Origin of the sequence: Paucilactobacillus oligofermentans DSM 15707 = LMG 22743 (assembly GCF_001434315.1) — a bacterium.
GTDB classification, from domain to species: domain Bacteria; phylum Bacillota; class Bacilli; order Lactobacillales; family Lactobacillaceae; genus Paucilactobacillus; species Paucilactobacillus oligofermentans.
This window is the reverse complement of sequence record NZ_AZFE01000003.1, coordinates 40,914-65,036: the sequence shown is the minus strand read 5'-3', so window position 1 is coordinate 65,036 and position 24,123 is coordinate 40,914. Positions and strand designations below refer to the sequence as shown.

Annotated in this window: 23 protein-coding genes and 1 tRNA gene; 3 read left to right on the top strand and 21 right to left on the bottom strand. The window is 36.3% G+C overall.

Annotation, left to right across the window (positions count from 1 at the left end; all coding sequences use genetic code 11):
• Window positions 1-9: 9 nt before the first annotated feature.
• Window positions 10-546, bottom strand: coding sequence for a dCTP deaminase/dUTPase family protein (locus FC70_RS01140; protein ID WP_057889206.1), 537 nt, complete (start codon window positions 544-546; stop codon window positions 10-12).
• Between the two features lie 138 nt (window positions 547-684).
• Between FC70_RS01140 and FC70_RS01135 the strand changes: the two genes are divergently transcribed.
• Window positions 685-963, top strand: a complete 279-nt coding sequence (locus FC70_RS01135; protein WP_057889205.1) for a GNAT family N-acetyltransferase — start codon at window positions 685-687, stop codon at window positions 961-963.
• Window positions 964-1,028: 65 nt separating this feature from the next.
• Entirely contained in the window at window positions 1,029-2,360 is a 1,332-nt protein-coding gene (locus FC70_RS01130) for a C1 family peptidase (protein WP_057889204.1), read from the top strand.
• Between the two features lie 59 nt (window positions 2,361-2,419).
• Here FC70_RS01130 and FC70_RS01125 read toward each other — a convergent pair whose 3' ends face one another.
• From FC70_RS01125 to FC70_RS01030, 20 genes are all read right to left on the bottom strand, one after another.
• Window positions 2,420-3,091, bottom strand: coding sequence for a 2,3-bisphosphoglycerate-dependent phosphoglycerate mutase (locus FC70_RS01125; RefSeq protein ID WP_057889203.1), 672 nt, complete (start codon window positions 3,089-3,091; stop codon window positions 2,420-2,422).
• A gap of 164 nt (window positions 3,092-3,255) precedes the next feature.
• The gene (locus FC70_RS01120) at window positions 3,256-4,002 is read right to left on the bottom strand and encodes a C40 family peptidase (protein WP_057889202.1); all 747 of its coding nucleotides are present in this window, start codon (window positions 4,000-4,002) and stop codon (window positions 3,256-3,258) included.
• A 230-nt stretch (window positions 4,003-4,232) separates the two neighbouring features.
• Window positions 4,233-5,171 (bottom strand): DMT family transporter, encoded by a 939-nt coding sequence (locus FC70_RS01115; RefSeq protein WP_057889201.1) that lies wholly within the window; start codon window positions 5,169-5,171, stop codon window positions 4,233-4,235.
• A 125-nt stretch (window positions 5,172-5,296) separates the two neighbouring features.
• A complete protein-coding gene (locus tag FC70_RS01110) occupies window positions 5,297-6,244 on the bottom strand; it encodes an AEC family transporter (RefSeq protein WP_083478591.1) in 948 nt (315 codons plus the stop codon).
• Between the two features lie 92 nt (window positions 6,245-6,336).
• Entirely contained in the window at window positions 6,337-7,101 is a 765-nt protein-coding gene (gene accA / locus FC70_RS01105; RefSeq protein WP_057889200.1) for a carboxyltransferase subunit alpha, read from the bottom strand.
• Window positions 7,095-7,892, bottom strand: a complete 798-nt coding sequence (locus tag FC70_RS01100) for an acetyl-CoA carboxylase carboxyltransferase subunit beta (RefSeq protein WP_057889199.1) — start codon at window positions 7,890-7,892, stop codon at window positions 7,095-7,097. Before FC70_RS01100 ends, accA begins: the two co-directional genes overlap by 7 nt.
• Window positions 7,873-9,210, bottom strand: a complete 1,338-nt coding sequence (locus FC70_RS01095; protein WP_057889198.1) for an ATP-binding protein — start codon at window positions 9,208-9,210, stop codon at window positions 7,873-7,875. Before FC70_RS01095 ends, FC70_RS01100 begins: the two co-directional genes overlap by 20 nt.
• Window positions 9,210-9,581 carry an acetyl-CoA carboxylase biotin carboxyl carrier protein gene (locus FC70_RS01090; RefSeq protein ID WP_057889197.1) on the bottom strand — a complete coding sequence of 124 codons (372 nt, stop codon included), beginning with the start codon at window positions 9,579-9,581 and terminating at the stop codon, window positions 9,210-9,212. Before FC70_RS01090 ends, FC70_RS01095 begins: the two co-directional genes overlap by 1 nt.
• Before the next feature lie 5 nt (window positions 9,582-9,586).
• The gene (locus tag FC70_RS01085; protein WP_057889433.1) at window positions 9,587-10,558 is read right to left on the bottom strand and encodes a beta-ketoacyl-ACP synthase III; all 972 of its coding nucleotides are present in this window, start codon (window positions 10,556-10,558) and stop codon (window positions 9,587-9,589) included.
• 305 nt (window positions 10,559-10,863) lie between these two features.
• Window positions 10,864-10,949: transfer RNA gene (locus FC70_RS01080), tRNA-Leu, on the bottom strand.
• A gap of 54 nt (window positions 10,950-11,003) precedes the next feature.
• On the bottom strand, window positions 11,004-11,444 hold the full coding sequence (locus tag FC70_RS01075; RefSeq protein WP_057889196.1) for a SprT family protein: 441 nt from the start codon (window positions 11,442-11,444) through the stop codon (window positions 11,004-11,006).
• Between the two features lie 3 nt (window positions 11,445-11,447).
• On the bottom strand, window positions 11,448-13,622 hold the full coding sequence (locus tag FC70_RS01070; protein ID WP_057889195.1) for a Tex family protein: 2,175 nt from the start codon (window positions 13,620-13,622) through the stop codon (window positions 11,448-11,450).
• Window positions 13,623-13,706: 84 nt separating this feature from the next.
• Window positions 13,707-14,531, bottom strand: a complete 825-nt coding sequence (gene nadE / locus FC70_RS01065; protein WP_057889194.1) for an ammonia-dependent NAD(+) synthetase — start codon at window positions 14,529-14,531, stop codon at window positions 13,707-13,709.
• A 12-nt stretch (window positions 14,532-14,543) separates the two neighbouring features.
• Window positions 14,544-16,010 (bottom strand): nicotinate phosphoribosyltransferase, encoded by a 1,467-nt coding sequence (locus tag FC70_RS01060; RefSeq protein ID WP_057889193.1) that lies wholly within the window; start codon window positions 16,008-16,010, stop codon window positions 14,544-14,546.
• Between the two features lie 140 nt (window positions 16,011-16,150).
• Window positions 16,151-16,807 carry an ABC transporter ATP-binding protein gene (locus tag FC70_RS01055; protein ID WP_057889192.1) on the bottom strand — a complete coding sequence of 219 codons (657 nt, stop codon included), beginning with the start codon at window positions 16,805-16,807 and terminating at the stop codon, window positions 16,151-16,153.
• 13 nt (window positions 16,808-16,820) lie between these two features.
• On the bottom strand, window positions 16,821-18,269 hold the full coding sequence (locus tag FC70_RS01050; protein WP_057889191.1) for an ABC transporter permease: 1,449 nt from the start codon (window positions 18,267-18,269) through the stop codon (window positions 16,821-16,823).
• A 159-nt stretch (window positions 18,270-18,428) separates the two neighbouring features.
• Window positions 18,429-19,130: a GntR family transcriptional regulator gene (locus tag FC70_RS01045; protein ID WP_057889190.1), complete on the bottom strand. Its 702-nt coding sequence runs from the start codon at window positions 19,128-19,130 to the stop codon at window positions 18,429-18,431.
• A gap of 51 nt (window positions 19,131-19,181) precedes the next feature.
• Window positions 19,182-20,315, bottom strand: coding sequence for an N-acetylglucosamine-6-phosphate deacetylase (gene nagA, locus FC70_RS01040; protein ID WP_057889189.1), 1,134 nt, complete (start codon window positions 20,313-20,315; stop codon window positions 19,182-19,184).
• A 20-nt stretch (window positions 20,316-20,335) separates the two neighbouring features.
• The gene (gene proC, locus FC70_RS01035) at window positions 20,336-21,130 is read right to left on the bottom strand and encodes a pyrroline-5-carboxylate reductase (protein ID WP_057889188.1); all 795 of its coding nucleotides are present in this window, start codon (window positions 21,128-21,130) and stop codon (window positions 20,336-20,338) included.
• Between the two features lie 133 nt (window positions 21,131-21,263).
• A complete protein-coding gene (locus tag FC70_RS01030; protein WP_057889187.1) occupies window positions 21,264-22,736 on the bottom strand; it encodes a hypothetical protein in 1,473 nt (490 codons plus the stop codon).
• 223 nt (window positions 22,737-22,959) lie between these two features.
• On the opposite strand from FC70_RS01030, the gene FC70_RS01025 reads away from it, so the two are divergent.
• A complete protein-coding gene (locus FC70_RS01025) occupies window positions 22,960-24,108 on the top strand; it encodes an acyltransferase (protein WP_057889186.1) in 1,149 nt (382 codons plus the stop codon).
• The last annotated feature ends 15 nt before the right edge of the window (window positions 24,109-24,123 follow it).

Here is a 24,123-nt window from a genome sequence, read left to right as displayed (position 1 = left end):
TTACTTAATTTATTTCTTGGTAGACCCAAAGCCACCCACGCGATCACTCTGTGGTTGTTCTTCATCGTCGGCAGTTAAAAATGGCATAAAAATACCTTGGCCAATTCGTTCTCCCTTTTTAATTACCACGTCTTTAACCCCATAATTAATTAATTGAAAAAAGAGTTCCCCCTCATTCGCTTCATTATTATAGTAATCAGCATCGACAACCCCGACCCCATTAGGTAAAATCAAACGACGTTTTAATGGACCACTTGAACGATTCACTAACATTAAGAATTCATTCTTTGGCATGTATGCTTTAATACCAGTTGGTACTAAGACCGGTTTTAAAGCACTATTAGCATCTTCATAATCTTGATTTGATAGTTGTAGACTATTCAAGATTCCTTTGATTATTTTCACAAAATTTAATTTCCAGATTGATGGCACAACAAAATCTTCTGCACTTTCAAAATCATATCCGGCAGCTTGCTTAGTTTGACGTTTCGGTAAGTTGATCTTTTGGCTTTCTTTGAACGAAACTACTTGAAATCCGCGTAACATAAATTTCACCTCATCTATTATTTACTCTTAATTATAAGATACGAAAAAATATATTGATACTACTTTATCAGGTTGCATTGACAATCATAGGGATTATCGTTTAAATTTTAGTTAACCTTTAGAAAGTTGGTGTAATAAATGCAGTATAACTACAACATTTCTCGAATCACTTTAAATGATGATTCACACCAATTAATTGGTGAAATTTTATTTCCAACGATTAACAACGACATCGTGTTATTAGAGCACGTCTTTATTAATCCTACATTTGAGCAGCAAGGATTTGGTTCACTGCTAGTTGCTGAATTTGTTAAACATGCAATTCACCAAAAATTAACCGTTAAACTGTTGGATCCATTCGCAAAATTAGAATTTGCTAAGCATCCTGAATATCAGCAATTATTAATTAATGAGTAAAAAATGGACCGTTTCCCACAACATGCGCTACAATAAAGGATAAATATTAAAGGAGTGTGACCTGAATGAGTTTTGAAATTAATCAAGAAAAATTAGCTCAATATCAACAAGATTTTGCTAACACACCACAAGCAAAAGTTCTTGAACGTGCAGTAACTAAAAACGGAATTCTTGCCAGCAGTTATGACTGGCATTCAGCTGTCGAATCAGCCCCCATTTTTTCAATCGATTTAGATACTGGTGACGTTGCCAATCAAAAACAATCTGGTCGTTGCTGGATGTTTGCCGCTCTAAATACCATGCGCCACGATATGGCATCTAAATTAGGTCTAAAAAAATTCGAACTATCCCAAGCTTATACTTTCTTCTGGGATAAATTTGAAAAAGCCAATTATTTCTATGAAAATGTATTAAATACGGCCGACCAAGCAACTGATAGTCGCGAAGTTGCATTCTTAATGGCAACCCCTCAACAAGATGGCGGCCAATGGGATATGTTATGTGCCTTAATTGAAAAATATGGGATTGTTCCTCAATCTGCCATGCCAGAAACTTATAGTTCATCTAAATCAAATGAAATAAATACCGTTTTAAATAAAAAGCTTCGTAAGGATGCTGTTACTCTTCGTCAACTAGTAGCTAATAATAGTAGCAAAAAAGAAATTGACGATACTCGTAATCAAATGATGACTGACAATTATCGTATGTTGGCTTATACATTCGGCGAACCACCGGTTAAGTTTGATTTTGAATATCGCGATGACAACAAGCAATATCATTTGGACCAAGATTTAACACCTAAATCTTTCTTTGAAAAATATGTTGGTTGGAATTTAGATGATTATGTCTCAATCATTAATTCACCCACTGATGATAAGCCATATAACAAAACCTATACCGTTGATATGCTAGGTAATGTCGTTGGTGGTCGCGCAGTTAAACATCTAAATGTTGAAATTGAACAATTCAAACAATTAGCCATTGCTCAACTTAAAGCCGGCGAGAGCGTCTGGTTCGGCTGTGATGTTGGTCAAAGTTCAGAACGTCAACAAGGAATTATGGACTTAAACGTTTACGGTAAAAGCGAATTATTTGATACCGACTTTTCAATGAGCAAAGCAGAACGGCTTGATTATGGTGAAAGCCTGATGACCCACGCAATGGTGTTGACGGGTGTCGATTTAGTTAATGACCAACCAACTAAATGGAAGGTCGAAAACTCTTGGGGACCTAAAGTTGGTACTAAAGGATATTTCGTCATGACTGATGCTTGGCTTGATGAATATTGTTACCAAATTGTGGTTAATAAAAAATTCTTACCTGAAAACTTATTAAAAGCACAAACTGAAGCTCCAACAACCCTTAAGCCTTGGGATCCAATGGGCGCCTTGGCATAATTAAATAGTATTTAAAAAATAGTGGGTTACTCCATCCAATTAGGAGTAACCCACTATTTTTATTTTAAAATTATTTTAGAAATAGCCTTCAATTGCTCATCAAATTCATACATAATTGGTTGACCATTTGGAACTTCAACCGTATTTATTTCATCATCAGGAATGTCATCTAAATATTTAATTAACGCTCTGAGAGAACTACCATGTGCGACAATCAATTGATTTTTACCATCTAATAGTTTTCCTGCAATCACATCATTCCAATACGGCAATAATCGCTTCTGTGTCATTTCTAAGCTCTCTGACAACGGAATTTTAACTCCTAGTTCATCATATCGTCGCTCGTGATCTCGAATCGTCAATTGCGGCGGTAATGCGGTATACCCACGACGCCATTTGGCAATTTGTTCAACTCCAAATTGCTTCTTTGAATCGTCCTTATTCATCCCTCGTAAAGCACCATAATGACGCTCATTTAAGCGCCACGTTTTATGAATTGGTAAATACGATTGCCCAATTTCATCACAAATTAAGTTGGACGTCGTAATTGCACGTTGCAAAAACGACGTATGGATATCAGAAAATTGAATATCTAAATTTCTAATTAACCCAGCTGCCAAGTGAGCCTGTTCAATCCCTTTTGGAGTAAGTTTAACATCAGACCAACCGGTATACACATTATCGCGGTTTGCCTGACTTTCACCATGTCGTGTAATAACTAATTTAACCATTGATTGACCTCTCTTTAACAACTCATTATAACACTCGCAATAAGTAAAAATTAACCAACCTCATGATTAGGTTGTGTATAACCAAAAAAGAACATCCCAATTTAAATTAGGATGTTCTTTTAATTTCCAAAATAAAAAGAGTCCGAAGACTCTTTAAAATTTAATTACATGTTGATGTAGAATGAAGGCATGTAGTATTGCATACTACCAGTCTTAACTGATTGTCCTGGTTCTGGAGCAGCAACATATTGACCATTACCAAGTGAGATACCTACGTGATATGGAGCTGAATCTGATCCCCAGAATACAAGTGCGCCAGCAGGTGCATTAGTTACATCATAATGATGGGCACCGATTGTAGCTTGTTCAGTAGTTGTACGTTGTGATAAACCATAAGCATATTGAACAAGTCCTGAGCAATCAAATCCTGCAGGTGTAGTTCCACCCCATACATAAGGTACTCCAACCATTGATAATGCAGTAGCAACGGCTGATGATGATCCAGCTGAAGCAGGTGCTGCAGTAGTGGTTGCAGGTGCTGCAGTAGTGGTTGTATCAGTTGTGCTTGATGCTGCAACGGCTGACGTAGCATCTGTAGAAGCTACAGTTGAATCAGCAACGGCTGATGAAGCTGCAACAGTTGAATCGGCAACAGCTGATGAAGTAGTAGCTGAGCTAGTTGCACCAGGGATTTCGATAGAATGACCTGCAATAATCAAGTTAGCATCAGCAAGCTTGTTTGCTTTAACGATGTCATCGATTGAGACGTTGTATTGAGCGGCGTATGCTGAAACTGTATCGCCCGCTGCGATATTAATTGTATCGGCGTTTGCTACTTGTGTTCCTGCAACGAACAAACCTGCTGCGCTTAAAGTACTGATTAATGCTTTTGTTGCTACTGATTTAGTCATATTATCTCCTGTATGTTTGTTTGGCTTTGAATAGCCTTTTTTATTTGTCTTATTTATTGTACGAGATACATATTAACACGCTAAGATTTCGTTAAAATGCCAATAGCGTTACAGTTATTTACAAATATTACAGAAGTATTGCACAAACTATCCTTAGCCCCGTTGCTATACGTTTTGTATTTTTTAATTTTTTCTAAAATTTATGTCTTTTTTCTGAACTTTATGTGTTTTTATACTTTTTGCCGCTTCTTATTACCTAAAAAGGCTACTAATGAACCCGCAATAATTACTAAAATTCCAATAATTGTGGTTGGTAAAATACTCTCACTCAATAATAGTGCTGCAAAAATTGGTGCCAGCGCAGGTTTAATAAAGAATACTAACGATGCCGTAGAAACATCAGATAATTCCATGGCCATGAAATAAAAGGCAAATCCTCCGCCAGTTACTCCAACCCCAACGAAGAATAATAGCCAAAAATACGCTGGCGTAACATTATTGAAAAACGGAATCGCACTAAACTGTTCTAACCATGAAACTTGCTTCATCGTACTAGCAATTACCGGAATTTTAGTGAATCCCATAATTGCCATCAATTCAACGGAGCCAACCAAAAAGGTAAAACAAGTCATCGTGATGCCATCAAAACCGCGGCGAATTGATCCGTAACGCGAAATAATACTATACAATCCAAATGACAAGGCTGAGGCAATTGAAAGTGTCAAACCTAATGGATTTGTTAAGTGCGCTGGATTAACAATAATTAATAATCCAATTAATGATACAACTACCGAAATTAAATTAGCTCGACCTAACCTTTCATGTAAAATCAAATTAGAAAAAATCAACGCAAACACTGGATTAGAACAAAAGACTACTGCTACAGTGGATGCCTTATCATATGTAATGGCCAATTGAAATAAAGTCATGCTGATTACTAAACACATTAGTCCAGTTAGAGCAAATAATTTCAAATCAGACCAATGTAACATCATATCGCTCATGCGCAATGAATGAATTGCAAATGGTAACAGGACAATCCCACCAATTGTAAATCGAATCCAATTAATTTGAATCGGATTAAATGCTCCACCAGATGACTTAAGGGTAATTTCCATCAAACTAAAAAGGACCGTTGAAAATGCAATGTATAACCATGTTTTCTTCAAAATAATCTCCCTATTCTCTTATGCAATAAAATAATGGCTGATACCAGATTAAACATCTGCATCAGCCATATATATTTGTCATACAATCTAAACCAAATATGGTCAATAACCCTATCATACTCCTTTTAAATCATTGTTTTAATGATTACCATCAAAATTGGTACCACAATAATACTTAACAACGTCGTCTCTGTTACCATTATTGCGGCGTAATCTGCATCAGCATCATATAACTTCGAAACAACTGGTGCATTGGTCATGACAGGCATTGCGGATTGTAAAATGAATACTTGCTTCATTAAATCTGACATCTGACTTGGGATTACTAACAGCATCATTAAGATCGGTGAAAAGATAAATCGTCCTAAAATAATTCCTAATGAATCACGATCAAGTCGCATTCGAGAAATTCCAGCGTTTGAAACAGAAATTCCGATAAATAACATCGACAGTGGTATCGTAAGTCCACCAATATAATCTAAATCACTAATAATAAAGGCTGGTAATTTAACGTTCAGCATCACAAAAATAACGCCGACGACAAATCCCATTAATGGTGGTGAAAATATTTTTTTTATTGTTGACCAAACATTGATTTTAACTTTTCCCATACCATCTTTTTGGATTAAATATACTCCTAGCGTCCAAAAGAACGTGGTATTTGCCATGTAATAAACTAGGACATATGGCAATGATTTATCCCCAAATAAAGCTAAGTTAATGGGTAACCCCACAAAAACGGTATTTGAATTGAAAAACATTGATGAAAAAAGACCGCGATGGGCTTTTTTTATCCGTAGCGCATTTGAAACTGCAAATGATAAAGCAAACAAAATCAGCATTGATATCACTGGATATCTTAAGTCTGGCAATAATGTTTTTAACTCGTGCGCCGAAAAATCACGCATAATCGTCGTAACCATGTATGCTGGCAAAGCAATTTGCGTTACTAGTTTAGATAACAGCAAAGTTGAATTTTCATCAAACCACTTTTTTTCGGCCAATATGTATCCAATTGCTACCATAATTAGAATAATTAAAACTCCCGAAACACTTGAAAAAAAGACTGACACAAATAGGCCTCCAAACTATATAATGTAAAAATTATAGCACACGAATTACCTGGTATTTATGAAAAATAAAAAACACTGCTCAATTGCAATGTCTATTCACCTGTATTCCAGGTTGCTAATATTCGATTAAATTTATCACTTCGATCCATTGGTAACGAATCTCTTGGGATCAGTTTTAACTCTTGAATATGTTTTAGTAACGCTTGTTTGATATTAACAATTAATCGATCATTTTCTAAAATTGTTTCATCATTAATTCCAATCTTTTCCAGCTGACTTGAGGTCATTGGTAAATACTCACTCACATCATCATTGGTTGTAATAATTGCTGCCACCGCTTCTGGGGAAGCAACTGAAAACAATGCAGCTTCTAACATCAAAATACGATTAGCATTTGACAGTGCCAACGCTCCGCCACTGTGACCTTCGCCGACAAATAGGGCTAAGTTAGGAACTGTTAATGCCCCCATTTTATCAATTAAATCAGCAATTGCTTGACTTTGCCCGTGATTTTCAGAATCAACACTAGCATCTGCTCCAGGCATATCAATTAATGAAATTACCGGTCGGTTAAATTTTTCAGCGGCTTCAACTACTCGTAAAGCTTTTCGATAACCACTAACCCGGACTTGACCGCCATTAAAGCGTTGATGTTCGATCATCGTTTTTCCACGATTAACTGCCAATATGGTTACAGGGATATCAGACAAAAAACCAATTCCAGTAGTAATTGCCGGATCATCACCTAGAACACGATCTCCATGAATTTCCGTGAAGTCAGTTATAATTTGACTAATAATTTCAGTACTAGCAATTCGATTATTGCTTCTAATAAGTTGTAGTTGTTTTTCTAGCATGATGATTCCTCTTGATGTAGCTTCAAAATTCGACCAATGTAATCTGCCATTTCTGAACGTTCAATAACATCGTCTAGCAATCCATGTTGCTTAAGATGATCAGCATCTTGAAATTCAATTGGTAACTTCTCCGTGGATATAGTTTCAATCACTCGACGACCCGCAAAACCAATCTGAGTATATTTTTCAGCAATTACAAAATCGCCTTCAAACGCAAAACTAGCTGAAACGCCACCCATCGTTGGATCAGTTAACACATTAATTGAAACTTGCTTACTTTGATCAAAATTTCGTTTTGCATTTAAAATTGTATTCATTTGTAGTAATGAATAAATTCCTTCTTGCATTCGAGCACCACCAGAAGCAATAAATAGTACCACTGGTAGTTTATGCTTAGCCGCTTCAAAATACAGTTGCTTAATGATTTCGCCAACTGTCGTATTCAAAGTACCCATCATAAAATTAGTATCCATCACCCCAAGCATGACCCGCTGTGACTTTATTTGGGCAGTCCCAATTACCATCGCTTCGGTTAAACCACTTTTGTCTTTTGCTTTCGCAAGTTTATCATCGTATTCAGGAACCTTAAGCTGATTCAATGTTGTCATATTAAGTTCAAGCTGCTTAAATGAATTTTTATCAACTACTTGATTAATTCGTTGTTGCGCCGTTAGCCTTAAATAATGATGACAGTGGGGACATTGTTTATAAAAACCCCACTCTAATTGATTCACATGAACGTGACAAAATGGACATTTATTCCAAGTCCCTTTAGCTGGTGAGTGACTCATGTTGTTCCACCATCCCCGTATCTAACGTTTCAATCGTAAATTGATTTTGTTGATAAGCTCGATTATTCATAATTTGTTTTAGCATTGCCAGATTAGTCTCAACACCATCAATTTTAATATCAGCTAATGCCTGTTTCATTTTTTCAATAGCGTCGAGGCGATTATCACCATGCACAATGACCTTTGCTAATAAGGCATCATAATATGGCGTAATTTTATCGCCGACTTGATATCCGGTGTCAACCCGCACATTCTCCGGAAAACTAAATTCGTTTAAATATGCTTCTTGTGAGTTCAACTTCATTGTAATTCGGCTTTCAATAGCGATTCCACTATGTGTTGGTGATATATCACAGGCAATTTTTCCTTGCCCAGATGCTAGTTGCAACTGAAGTAATACTACATCTAATCCTGAGGTTGTTTCGGTAACCCCATGTTCAACTTGTAGTCGAGTATTCATTTCTAGAAAATAAAAACGGTCTTCACAAAATAAAAATTCAACCGTTCCTAAACCCTGATAACCAACCCCGTCCAATAATTGATGGACCGCCTGACCTAACTCTCGTCTCTGGGCGCCAGTAATAAAAGTCGCCGAACTTTCTTCAATTACTTTTTGACGACCGATTTGGAGGGTACAGTCACGATCACCTAAAATTTGAATATCACCTTGTTGATCTCCAATTACTTGGATTTCAATATGACGGGCATTAACTAAGACTTTTTCTAAATAGATCTCTCCATTAGCAAATGCCGATTGTGATTCACGTTTAGCTAGGCTTAACATATTGTCTAGTTCTGATACTTGCGAAACTTTTTTAATTCCTTTACCACCGCCACCACGACTGGCTTTAATTAATAAAGGGAAACCGAGTTTATCAGCTTCTTGTTTAATTCGACTAGGATGATCTAATACCTGTGTCCCTGGAATAATTGCTACCCCACGACTAGCTGCAAATCGGCGAGCCGCCGCTTTATCACCCATTAAAGCGATGATTTCAGAACGTGGTCCTAACCACTGAATGCCACATTGTTCACACATTTGAACAAACATGCCATCTTCAGATAAAAAACCATAGCCCGGATGAATTGCGTCAACATTAGCGATAATCCCCGCCATTAAAACGGCTTCTCGATTTAAATAAGAATCGGTTGCAGTTGCTGGTCCAATACAATAAGCTTCATTTGCCATTTGGACAAACGAAGCATTCTTATCTGCTGTTGAATAAACTGCAACAGTTTTAATATTTAATTGATGACATGCGCGAATTAATCGACAAGCAATTTCTCCACGATTTGCAATTAGTACCTTTTTAAACATTATTCCGCTATATCCTCATTTAATTCAATCTCAAATAAATTTTGTCCAAATTCAACGGCATCCCCGTCATTAACTAAGACTTTTTTCACTTGACCGTTAAAACCCGCTAACAACTCGTTGTATAGTTTCATACTTTCAATTTGTCCCAGCACTGTCGCTGATTCCACCGACTCTCCAACCATTACCGGTTGTTGATTTTGGTGAAAAATACCAATCATCGGGCTTGAAATAAACTCAACCCCTAACTCAGTGCTTTGCTGATGGCCATCACGATCAATCTCTAATTCAAAGTCATCAATTTTAATACGTGCATGACTGAAATCAATTTTTTTTAATTGTGTAATTAATGCATTTATTTGTTTTGTATTCATTGCTATTACATCCTAATGAGTATACTACCGTATGCGAGTCCCGCGCCAAAGCCAGTTAATAAAATTGGCTGATCACTATGACCCATGGTAGCTAAAGTGAGTGGAATCCCGGCAGATGAAGTATTACCAAACTTTTCAACTGTATGCGGAAACTTATCCATCGAAATCATCAGCGTTTGACTAATTTTTTCAATAATTCTCAAATTAGCTTGATGGCAGATAATAGCAGCGAGATTAGTTTCATTTAGTTGATTTCTTTCTAATAGTGTTTTCATTTGAACTGATACGGTTCCGGTTGCAAATTGAAAAACTGACCGACCATCTTGATAAAATGCATCAGTCGTTGGAAAATTAGTCTTACTAATTTCTGATAATGGTTTAACCCGACCGCTATGAATCGTGGTTGCACCCGTACCATCAGTTTCAATAATTTCATCAATTAAAAACTCTTCAGTTTCATTATTAGTTCTTGTTAACAATGCCCCACCAGCCCCATCACCAAAAAATACGGTTGATGTTCGATCGGTGAAATCCATCATTTTTGAGTTAACTTCGGCACTAATCACGATAGCATGTCGATACAAGCCACTTCGCATCATTTTATCTGCCACACTCATTGCATAAACGAAACCTGCACAAGCAGCACTTAAATCAAATGCCATTGCATTTTTCGCATGTAATTTTCCTTGCACAATTGCAGCAGTGGATGGGGTTAAAGAATCCGGTGTAATTGTCGAAATAATAATTAAATCAATTTCTTCAACTGAAACGCCTGATTCTTTGATTAGCTTTTGTCCCACTTGAGTCGATAAATCAGATGTGTTTTCTTGATTCATCGCATAATGACGGGTCTGAATTCCAGTGTGAGATACAATCCACTCATCTGACGTTTCCATCAAATCAGCTAATTCTTCATTAGTTACAACTCTTTCTGGTACATAACCAGCAGTTGCTGTAATTTTAGCAAAAGCGCCCATAATCATCCCTACTTTCAATTTGTGAACCCCTATATTTTATCCTAGCCGAATTAAAAATGCTACCTATCTACTTAATCTTTAGATAAACCATATAAAAAATCACTTAATTAATTTAATATTTTGATATAAATAGGCATACATATTAATTAAGGATACTTTCATTTAAATGAGAATTAGTGAATTTAAAACTAGCCTTTTGACTAACCTTTTTAAAAAAACTATGGTAATAAATAAAAAAAGTTGTTACAAAAGACTGATATAAAGTCTTTTGTAACAACGTTTGATAGCTTTTGGTACCTATAATATGCGGCGAAGAGGACTTGAACCTCCACGGACATAATTGTCCACAAGATCCTTAATCTTGCGCGTCTGCCAGTTCCGCCACCGCCGCATCAACGAGTACTATCATAGCAAAAATACTTACTAATGACAATACTCAAATCAATTAAATTAATTTCAATTTACCACCGCAATAAGCACAAACATAGCGTTTCACATTCAATTTTCGTTTTCTAACCATCACATTTTTGCATGCCTGACATTGATAGCGAACAATTTTGGCCTGATTGGCTTCAATTCGTGGTGCGTATCGGTTTCCGCCGACTTTTTTTAATAATCCTTTAAAAGATTGACTACGATGATGGTAGTCCTGCCCAGTTAAATGCAAATGATAATGACACAATTCATGTAAAATTACGCCGCTTAAATTGTCCAAATCAAAATCATCTAACATTTTAGGATTGATATCAATATGATGATCATTCAAATGATAACGTCCACCAGTTGTTTGTAACCGAGTATTAAAATAAACATCATGAATAAAAGGTCGGTTAAATTTTTCAATCGAGAGCTTTTCAGTTAAGCTTTGTAATTCTTGATCAGTCATTATCTACCCTTTGGGATCAATCATGGTTAGTTGAATTCTTTGTCGAGCTAAATCAACTGAATCAATCCAAACTTCTACAATATCTCCAACTGAGACCACTTGTTTAGGGTCAGAAACAAATTTTTTCGTTAATTTTGAAACATGCACTAAGCCATCATGTTTAACACCAATATCGACAAAGGCACCAAAATCAATTACATTGCGGACCGTTCCTTCAAGTTTCATCCCTTCACTAAGGTCATCCATGGTTAATACATCTTTACGCAACAATGGGGCTGGCATACTATCACGTAAATCACGACCCGGATTTTGTAAACTATTAAAAATATCACTAAGTGTCGCTTCACCAACTGATTCAGTTGATTGCAGCTGTTTTAAATCAACTTGCTTAATTTTTTCAATTGCTGTTTCATTGCCTAGTTCAGTTGTTTTCACTCCGGCAGCGACCAAAACTTTTTTAGCTGTTGCATAGCTTTCAGGATGAATATCGGTATTATCTAATGCGGTTTTACCACCAATAATCCGTAAAAATCCAACTGACTGTTCAAACGCTTTTGGTCCAAGGCGAGGAACTTTCTTCAACTCAGTTCGACTATTATAACGACCATTTTCATCACGATACTTCACAATATTTTCAGCAATTGTTTTCGATAAGCCTGAAATATGTGTGAGTAATTGATAACTAGCAGTATTCAAATTAACCCCCACTCGATTGACCGCCCGTTCAACTACCACGTCCAATTCGCTGTCTAAATCTTTAGCAGGTAAATCATGTTGATATTGCCCAACTCCTACTGATTCTGGATTAATTTTTACTAGTTCAGCCAATGGATCTTGTAAACGTCGACCAATACTAATTGCACTTCGTTGTTCAACATGTAAATCTGGAAATTCATCACGAGCCTCTTGACTAGCTGAATAAACTGAAGCTCCTGCTTCATTAACAATGACATAATAAACTGGATGTTTAACTTTCGTGATTGCTTCTGCAACAAACAATTCAGATTCACGACTTGCCGTTCCATTTCCAATCGCGATCATTTCTACTTGATACTTCTCTAGTAAATTAACAAATTCTTGTTGTGCCGCTTGTTGTTTAGCTGTTGGAGCTGGCTTATGAGGATAAATTACGGCTTTTTCTAAAAATTTACCATTTTCATCAATCACTGCTAACTTGCACCCGGTCCGATAGGCTGGATCAAAGCCTAAAACTACTTTGCCTTTAATTGGTGCTTGCATCAATAAATTGTATAAGTTTTGGCCGAATACCTTAATCGATTGTTCTTGCGCATCTTCAGTTAAACTGTTCCGCACTTCACGTTCAATTGCCGGACCAACAAATCGCTTATAAGCATCTTGATACGCCGTTTCAACAAAGCTTGTTGCTGCACTTTCATCGTGTTTACCAATTAATCTAAACCGAAAAAAGTTCATAATTGGTTCAGTATCAACTTTAACTTTGACTGTTAACACTTTTTCTTTTTCCCCACGATTAACTGCCATCGTCCGTGTTGATGACATCCGCTTTATCGGTTCTTCAAATGCATAATATTGTTGATAAACACCCATTTCGTCAAGCTCTTTACCCTTAGTTTTAACGGTCGTTTCAACCGTTCCACTATTAATTGTATGATTACGTACCCAATTACGAATAATCGCAACTTCACTAAAAGCTTCCGCTAAAATTTCATGGGCACCATCAAAAACCGCTTGTACGTCGGGTAATTCTTGTTCGTCTGATACATATTGCTGAGCACGTTGAGTTAAATCACCTGCTGGAAAAGATAAAATCCAATTAGCCAATGGTTCTAACCCGCGCTTTTTAGCGATCATTGCTTTGGTTTGGCGCTTTTGTTTATATGGTAAATATAAATCTTCCACATCTTGAATTTTTTCTGATGATTGAATCTTTTTTTCAAGTACGTCAGTTAATTTTCCTTGTTCTGCAATACTTTTAACGACTGCCGTTTTCCGATCTTGTAGGGTGGTTACCCGTTTATATTCAGTTTCAATATCTTGAATTTGAACTTCATCTAAACTTCCCGTCATTTCTTTACGATATCTAGCAATAAACGGTACTGTATTACCCTCGTCCATTAATTTCAAGACGGTGTTTACTTGTTTGCCACTAATTCCTTGCAAATTATTTTTAACTAATTGAACCGTTTGCTCTTCCATTAGATGCAAATACCCCTTTTTATCGTTTTTATAATAATACCTCGATTCCAAAATGAAATCGAGGTACCAAATATTTTTAATTAATTATTTCCACCATTGATCCTTCACCGTAATTGGCAAATGACGTTTGTGTTCAGTTTTAATGTACCAATTTTCAATAACTTTAGCTGACGCATCTGGTACTTCATGACCTTCAAGATAATCGTCAATTTCATCATAAGTTACCCCTAAAGCAACTTCATCTGGTAAAGCTGGGCGATCGTCTTCTAAGTCAGCGGTGGGCACTTTAGCATACAAATGTTCCGGTGCTCCTAAAGCTACCAATAAAGCCTGTCCTTGGCGTTTATCCAAACGCCACAATGGCGTTACATCTGCACCGCCATCGCCGAATTTAGTATAAAATCCGGTCACCGCTTCAGCCGCATGATCGCTACCAATCACTGCTGCTTTAAATTCACCTGCAACAGAATATTGAGCAATCATTCGTTGACGGGCTTTAATATTACCACGATTAAAGTCTGAAATATTAATTTGATTATCTTCAACTGCGATTACAGTAGCATCAACTGCATCTTTAATATTAACTCGCATAATCTTATCCGGATTAATATACTCAATTGCCGCCATTGCATCCGATTCGTCAGCCTGATTTCCATATGGTAATCTCATCGCAATAAATTGATAGTCTTGGTTACCGGTTTCTTCACGTAATTCGATCATTGCCAGTTGGGCTAATTTACCCGCTAATGATGAATCTTGTCCACCCGAAATTCCAAGAACGAACCCTTTAAGTCCAGTTGCTAATAAATATTGTTTCAAAAAATCAACACTGTTTCTTATTTCTTCTTGCGCATCAATTATTGGTTTAACCTTCAGCGCTTTAATAATTTCAGTTTGTTTTGGACTCATTTCATCACCCTATCAAAAATTTAATTTACTTACATAATCACGAACATTTTTAATAATCTTCATTTTGTTATCAAAACACTTTTGCGACAAATCAATTGGATAAATTTGTGGATTTAAATTGCGCTTATACTCATCCCATAACAAGCTCAAGCGTTCTTTTGAACCCTTCCTAATATCTGATAACGATGGTAAATCATAGATTAACTTTCCATCTTCATAAATCGGTTGTAGGATTGCCCGCGCTGTAAAATTATTAATCGTTTTATTGATATAAGTATAGTCAGGGCTAAACATGTAAATTGATTCTTGCAACTGTGGTTTTTCATCAAATAAGGCAACGTAATCACCTTCAGATTTTCCATCCTCAGTATCCGTAATTCGCCAAACCTGTTTTTTACCTGGGGTTGAAACTTTTGATGCGTTACTAGAAATCTTAATTGTATCAATCATTTCCCCATGTTCATTTTCAAATGAAACTAATTTATAAACTGCACCTAATGCTGGTTGGTCAAAAGCTGTAATCAGTTTAGTGCCAATTCCCCAAACATCAATTTTAGCATGTTGCATTTTTAAATTAAGAATGGTTTTTTCATCTAAATCATTTGAAGCAAAAATCTTTGCGTCATTAAACCCAGCTTCATCAAGCATTTCACGAACACGTTTTGAAATATAGGCCATATCCCCACTATCAATCCGTACCCCTTGAAAATTAATTTGGTCACCCATTTCTTTAGCAACCCGAATCGCATTGGGGACGCCACTCTTCAAAGTATCAAAGGTATCTACTAAAAACACACAATCTTTATGCGTTTCAGCGTAGGCTTTAAAGGCATCATAATCATTCATATATGCCTGTACCAGTGCATGTGCATGCGTACCACTGATTGGAATATTAAACATTTTACCAGCTCGAACATTACTTGTGGCATCAAAGCCACCAATATACGCCGCTCTGGTTCCCCAAATAGCCGCATCCATTTCTTGCGCACGCCGAGAGCCAAATTCAAGGACTGGATCATTGCCAACCACTGACTTAATCCGTGCCGCTTTAGTCGCAATTAATGTTTGATAATTAATAATATTCAATAATGCCGTTTCAATCAATTGGCCAACCATCAATGGTGCATCTACTTGAATAATTGGTTCGTTATTAAAAACCAATTCACCTTCAATCGCACTATTAATTGAGCCTTCAAATTTAAAGGTCCTTAGATATTCTAAAAAATCATCATCAAATTGATTGGTTGTTTTTAAATATTCGATATCAGAATCTGAAAATCTTAATTGTTCAATATATTCAATAACTCGCTGTAAACCAGCAAACACTGCATAGCCATTTTTAAACGGCATGTCACGAAAATAAGCCTCGAACACTGCTCGTCGTTGACCCATGCCTTTTTTCCAATACGTCTGCATCATACTTAGCTCGTATGCATCCGTGTGTAATGTGCAACTATCATCTGGAAATTGGTAACTCATGATTAAGTACCCTCCGTAATTTTATTACTGTAAATACATAACGGTATTATTTTACCACGTTTCAATTAATTTGCGATTAATGTGACAAAATAAGGAACCATGATTCAACAATCGAATCACAATTCCTTAAAAGTTTGTTCTTATTCTTTAGTAAATACGTGATGTGATAATCGATACGAAACATCACAAGCTTGAGCAACTGCCGTTTCATGGGTCACAATAATTACACACTTGTTTCGTTCATGTGCAATATTTTGAAATAGTTCAATTACCTCAGCTGTATTATCTTCATCTAAATTACCCGTTGGTTCATCAGCCACAATTACTTCCGCATCTAAGACTAAAGTTCGTGCAATTGCAACTCGCTGTTGTTGACCACCAGATAGATGTTGAACATTTTTATCCATCTGTAACTCAGAAATTCCCAATTGTCGCAACATGTCTCGCGCATATTCTTTATCGCCCTTATGTTCGGCTCCGGTTACCGCCATTGCGGTCATCAAATTATTTAGTGGCGACATATAGGTGAATAAATTATACGATTGAAAAATAACTGAGACATCTTTTTTTCGATAATTAGTTAACCCTATTTGCTTCAGATCACTGCCATTAAATTCGATTGATCCCATTTTAGGATTATCCAACCCTGCCAGCAATGACAAAAAGGTCGTTTTACCTGAGCCACTTTGGCCCACGATGGCGTATAAATTTCCAGTATCAAATTCTAAATTAACTTCTTCAAATAAGATGTTATCTGGATGGTCATACCAGTATCCTAAATCTTTTGTAATTAACATTTAAATACCTCCTTTAATCAATTAACACTTTCTTGGGTTGTAATCGTAATATGCCACCGGATGCAATTAACACTGACAGGAACATAATCGCTAATCCGAAGCCACCAAGCTCAACCATTTCAATTGCTGATAAATTAACATCAATATCGGTATCACTCGAAGTACTTGTCGATCCACTGCCTGACATACCACCACTTGGTTTTGATCCACCAGACATGCTGCCACCGCCGCCACTTGGGTTGCCACTCATTTGAACGTTCTTGTCACCGGGAGCTGATATCGTGCCCGCGGATGTTGAAGCCTGTGAGGAAACCAATTGTGAGCCTAATTTATCACCAACAAATTTACCACCAATTCCGGCGACTGCTAGTCCAACGACTAAAATAATCACCATTTCAGTAAATAGTTGGCCCACAATCTTCCAACGACGTTCACCCATCGATAACAAGATTCCAATTTCATGACGACGCTCACGGACCATTAAAATTACGATGAGTGCCAAAATTATTGTTCCGGCAATCGAAACTAACCAAACAATTTTATTTGAGAATGACTTTACACTGCTCATAGCCGATTTAACGGTTTGATAGCTTGAATCATTTGTTGCCAAAGTATACTTAGAGTTATTAATGACTTTATTCCCAGCCGATTTAACACTACTAATTTTTGAAGGTGCAGAAACTGTGAAGGTTACTGAGTCAGCAGTATTAGCATACTTAGCACCCTTAATAGTATTAGCTAAAGTATATGAGCTATAAATCGTATTCCCTGGATCACTAGTGCCTGGGCCCATCTGTGTCGAAGTACTTGAAGTTGTTTTATAAATTCCAACTACCTTCAATTTATATGACTTACTACCAGACGTTGATTTAACGGTAATCGTGTCACCGACACTAATATTTTCTTGCTTAGCCAACTCTGATTCAATGGCAACATTGTTCGTATTCTTATCAGCCGAAGTAATTCCACGACCCTTAGTAATTTTATTAGTTCCATCTGTAAATGAGGTTGATGAGGCAGTGTCCGTTACTCCACTAATTGAAATATCACCAGTAGCAGTTGAACTGCCACCACCCATTTGACTTGAACTACTGGTCGTTGAAATGGCATCAAAACTAGATGCATTCACTGAAGCGGTTGCCGCCACGTTATAACTAGCCACATTATTTAACTTCGCAATCTTCTTTGCGTCACTCAATTTAACTGATGACATTTTAACGGTCTTCTTAGTTGAAGATGAACTACTAGTTTGCGATTTTTTAAATGCAGCTTCACGATTAGCTGACAGTGTCAGGGTTGCTCCCACGTTAGCTTTCGCATTTTTCACTGCTGTATCCGCAGCATTATTAATCAGTAACCCTGCTAAAACGAAAAGCATAATCGCAGAGGTAATTACTGCTAATAATACCGTTCTTCCTTTCTTAGCGACTAGGCTAAGCCAAGCTCGTTTAACAAAATTCATACATGTATCCTCCTGAGAATTAATTCATAGGAACACTTTACTGAATAAAAATGACTTATTTATGAATTTAATAAGGTAGTTTCATGGATTTTATCGGCATAAAAAAAGTAATTGAGTAAAGCGCTGGCTTTACTCAATTACTTCAATAATGTTATTTAATTAACGTTCTAACACAAATTCAAACCGGTCACCCACATATTGGGTATGAACATACTCAAATGGACGTCCATCTTGTAAATAAGAAAGTTGACGAACTCGTAATAACGCATCGCCACGTTTAACTTCCAAATGTTCAGCAATCTTTTCCGATGCTGCCATAGCCGAAACTGACTGCATAGCTTTACCTGGAAATAATTTAGCTTTATTTTCAAGTGAACTATACAAGGAAGAAGTAATTTCTTCTTTCGTCAATCCATTAATTAGTTCCGCTGGAATTGTTGCGATTTCATAACAAATTGGTACGCCACTTCCATACCGAATTCGTTCCATTCGTAGAACTTTTTGATCTTTTTCTAATTTCAATTGATCAATTTCACTTTGTGATGGCATTGTCATATGATATGAAATTGTTTTACTCGAAGCCACCTTACCAGCAGCTTTCATCAAATCAGTAAAACTCGTAACACCTGACATTTTTTCTTGTACTTTTTGATTCGAAACATAAGTCCCCGAACCGACTCGTCGCTCAAGAATTCCTTCGTCAACTAACGTTTGAATTGCTTGTCGAAGAGTCATCCGGCTCACATCAAAATGAAGAGATAATTCACGTTCAGCGGGGATTTTAGCCCCAACTGCCCACTTACCTTCTTCAATCTCTGCTTTAATTTGATTATGAATTTGAATATATACCGGTGAGGCCATATGGTAGTTCCTCCGCTATCTGATAATATCGAAAGTCTATACCAATTTTAATTAATTGTCAAAACGACGGCCATAACTATACACACGTTGAACGTCTAAACCACTATTCATAACATTTAAATCGGCGTCTTTACCAACTTCTAGGGTTCCTTTATCTTCCAAGCCAAATTCTGTGGCTTGGTTAACTGAAGCCATCTTAACCGCATCTTCAATTGAACAATCCATAAAGGCAATCGCATTTTTAAAGGCATCATTAAAGGTTAAAACTGAGCCTGCTAAATTACCAGATTCTAATCGTGCTTGCTTATCTTTAACGATAACTCGTTGACCGCCAAGTTCACTTTCGCCTTCTGGCATCCCTTTAGCTCTCATTGAATCAGTTACTAAGACAATTTTATCTGCCCCTTTTTGTTCAAAGGCTAATTTCAACATATCTGGAACAATATGGAAACCATCACAGATTAATTCGCAATACATATTATCTTCTAGCATTGCATGACCGGTAACACCGGGTTCACGATGCTTAAATTCACGTTGAGCATTATACAAATGCGTTACATGAGTTGCCTTGCTAGCCAACATTTGTTCACGGGTTGCATTACTATGTCCAACTGAAGGAACAATATTATGTTCAAGACAATAATCTTCAAACACTCGCGCACCTTTATCTTCAGGTGCATAAGTAATCAAACGAACTAAATGGTTTGATAATTCATTCCAGTGATCCAATAACTTTGGATCGGGATCTTTAATATACTTTTCCGGTTGGGCGCCTTTATAAATGGCTGCGATAAATGGGCCTTCCAAATGAACCCCTTTAATTACTGGATTCTTTTTAGCGGCAGCAGCAACCCCTTGCATTGCATGGGCAATGGCATCATCTGATTGAGTCATGGTTGTTGGAAAAATGGTTGTAATTCCTTCATGAATCATCTTGTTAACCATGGTATCAATTTCATCAGCGTTGCCATCCATGGTATCAAGTCCATAACCACCATGGGTATGGACATCAATAAATCCTGGCACAATCTTCTTACCACTAACAAATTCAACTTGGTCGCCAGCTTTGGCCCGATAATCGCTCATTGGACCGATTGCTTCAATTTGTTTATCAAATCGAATATAGCCATCATGGATGACTTCTAATCCTGTATAAATTTGTGCATGCTTTAATACGATACTCATAATTAATTACACTCCTAAATTTAATCTACTGTTTTATCCTGACCAATGGTTGCATCAATACATTTGATTACTGAAGTCATAAATCCGGCCTCTTCCATCGCTAATAAGCCACGAACCGTACTTCCACCTGGCGAAGAAACGGCATCGACAATATCCATTGGCGTTTCACCAGATTCACTAACTAATTGGGCTGATCCTTCAACGACTTTGGATGCAATTTCAGTCGCAACCGCTTTACTTAATCCGTACTTAACTCCTGCTCGACTCATTGCATCGATAAAGTAAGCAACAAATGCTGGGGCGCTTCCTGCCAGCGCACTAAAGACACTAAACTTATCTTCTGGTTGCCAGCTGACTGACCCAATCGCTTCAAATAAACCAACTGCTTCTTTAGTTTGAGCTTCGGTTAATTGGGAGTTAGCATGAACCGCTGACATTCCAGCAGTAATTTCAACATTCACGTTGGGTAATACTCGCAAAATTGGCATTGTCTGATCCGTTAATTCTTCAAGCCGTTGAATACTCATTCCACCAACGATTGAAATTAACACTTTTCCAGCCAATTCTTTTTTGATTTCTTGTAACACTTCTGGAGCATACTGAGGATTCACTGCTAGGACAACATAGTCTGCATTATTAGCAACCTCTTTATTTGAATCAACGGGAATTAATCCCTTTGATTTAGCAAATGGTTCATAACTTGCTGCATGTGCACTGTGGAGATAGATATCTGATCCTGAGACTTGGTTTGCTTTCAATAGGCCACTGATAATCGCTTTAGCCATTTCACCGGCACCAATAAATCCAACTTTCATGTAAATATCATCCTTTCAACTTAATTATTGCTATTGTACCACGATTTAATGGTCTATACCGATTAAAAAGTGTTTTTTACTTATTAATCAAAATTAAAAGCTCATCTATTTTTAAGATGAGCCTCATTGAAGTCTAGTTATATGCTTTTATTTTATTAAACTGCGTTGTTTGAATTATTTTTTCAAATTTTTGCAATTCTAATTTTTCAGGCAAGTTTGGCCAAATAATTTGCGGAATATTAACATAAGTAGAGTACATATCACTCATATAAATATCTGTATGCTCCATTAAATTCTCATCAATATGAATTGACGGATAACGGCGTAAAACCATTTTAATATAATCTGAATACGCAAAACTATTAGTAAAGTCTAAGGCAATATTAACGTTTTTATCAACCGAATCATCCGGAATAATTTCCATAAATCCAATTAAATAGTGATATTTAAGATAATTAAGTGAATCTTCACTTAATTCCATACTAAAAGTCGCGGCTAATTTATCAACATACTCGTCAGATACTAACGAACGCTGTGGGTATTTTGAGACCAAACTATAATAGACTTCCTCTGGGACCCCTTCAGTAAAACCTAAATCAAAAATCAATAACCATTCATTTAAACGCAAAATATAATCAATTTTTTGTTCAATTGTCGATTCGTCAACTTGATGATTGACGGCATTGTCACGCAATAGCTTATCAATAAATGTATATAACGACTGATTCTTCTTTTGAACATAACTGTTAAAATCAACAAAATCTTGATATTTTTCTGGTTCTTTAACCACAATTTGACTATAGCAAACACTCAACAAGAAAATTGATTCAGCTTGCACATCAATTCTGGCATCATCTGTAAAGTCTTGATAAACTTCGGCAAATTTTTGTGTTAGCTTTTCAATTTTCAAACTCATTGGTACCGAATAATTTTTCAAAAAATTTTCATTTTTAATACGCATTAATTGAACCGAAATACATACTCTTAGCTTAGCCGTATTAGCTTTCGATAATTCAACTGGCATATAGCCATCAATCATCTCGATAAGCAGATCAACCGTGTCTGATACTTCTGGAAACGGATCACGAATATCTTCATAATATGAATAAAATAAACTAGCCAATTTACGCCGTTTAACATATTCAAAATTATCAATATAAGTTGGTACATTCGCAAAAATCGTCTTACGTTCTAGTACTGGTTCTAACTCTTTACGTAAATGATAATAATTCGGTTGGCCAATTCCATTTGTCCCCAAAAACTCATGCAATGGTAACTGATTATTTTCAAATTGATTATATCGAAGAATTTTAAATGAATTTGAATTAACAATATATTCTAGCCGTAATAATCGTACGTGGGAAAAATTCAAGTTGTGTGCAACCAGATAATTATTATCATATTCAAACGACACATTAGCATCAGTAATGTGTTGATTAATTTCAGTATCTAATTCTTCGATTAAATTTTGTAATCTAAACTGTGATACCCCAGTTTGTTTAGTAACTTCTTTGTTTGAAATTGCATGATTTGGTAAACTAATCAATATTTTCAAAATCTTAATCTTAATTATTTCGGTATCACGCAAAATGATATCTTTAATCATAATGTCTGTAACTCCTCCCAAAAGCTTTTTATCAGTCGCTTTATATTATACCCTAAACATTCAATCAGACAAGACAATCATCGTATTTTTATAAATTATTCACTAGAATTCTGCAATCACAAGATAATCATAAGATGTTATTCATTTTCTAATTAAAATCGTAAATTTATCCCTATAAAATTCATAATTGCTTGCTAACATCAAAACAAAGCGAGGCAATTAAATGAATAATCACAACCCAAAATCTTACTTATATGAAGTTGATCTAATGCGATTAATTTTCATTTCCGGCGTTCTAATTAATCACGTCACTACCGCATATGCTCACAATATGCAGCATGGCACCCTTAGCCGTTCACTCCTAGAAATGTCACATTTATCTCTTCATTTCACTCGGTTCGGTTTTATGTTTATCACCGGATTAGTTTTAGTTCATCACTATCAACAAAATCCAGGTTCACCTTGGTCATTTTGGTACCGCCGAGCTCGACGTGTCGGCATTCCATATTTATTTTGGAATGCTGCCTTATTTTTGCCAAAAATATTTTACTTAAATCACCACTTAAATTGGTCTCAATATTTTAGTGGCCTCAGATTAATTCTAATTCATGGTAACCAATTTTATATGTACTTTTTATTTGTTATCATCCAATTCTATTTACTCTTCCCATTATTTATTCGTTGGTGGAGAACCATCAATCGACAATGGCTAGTTTTATCCATCAGTTTCATCCTCCAATTAGCCTTTTTATTTTGGATAAAATATTGGTTACCTGGAATTGATCGCAGTAATTGGCCATTTTTCTTCCGCTCATATGGCATGAATGTTTTCACTTATCAGTTTTACTTTATTTTTGGTGCTTTTACGGCCTCAAATTATCAAAAGTTCACCCAAATTTGGCTACAATGGCACCGATGGATTTATATAATTACCATTATTTTGGCTGTTGGGACACTGGGACTATTTAATTACAATCAAGAAATTTTAGCTTTGAGTCTTAGCCGTAGTGAATTAATCCATCAACCATATTTATTAATCTATAGTATTTTCATCATTTCAACTACCTGGTTGCTTGGTCATTCGTATGTTAACCGTGCCAATCGTACTATAAAAAAATACGTTCATCTTGGTGCTCAATATTCGTTTGGCGTGTACTTAACCCAAACCATCCCCCTAATGATGCTTTACGGGATTCTAGATCTAATTAATTTACCAGCGTGGATCATATTACTTTTATTACCAATTGGCTACCTATTCGTTTGGCTTTTCACTTTTGGTTTGAGTGGCATCCTTAGTAAATATAAATTCACTAGTTATTTAGTTGGCCTCTCCATTTGGAATCGACAGCAAAAAAATAAAGTATATCAGTAAAATCCTGATATACTT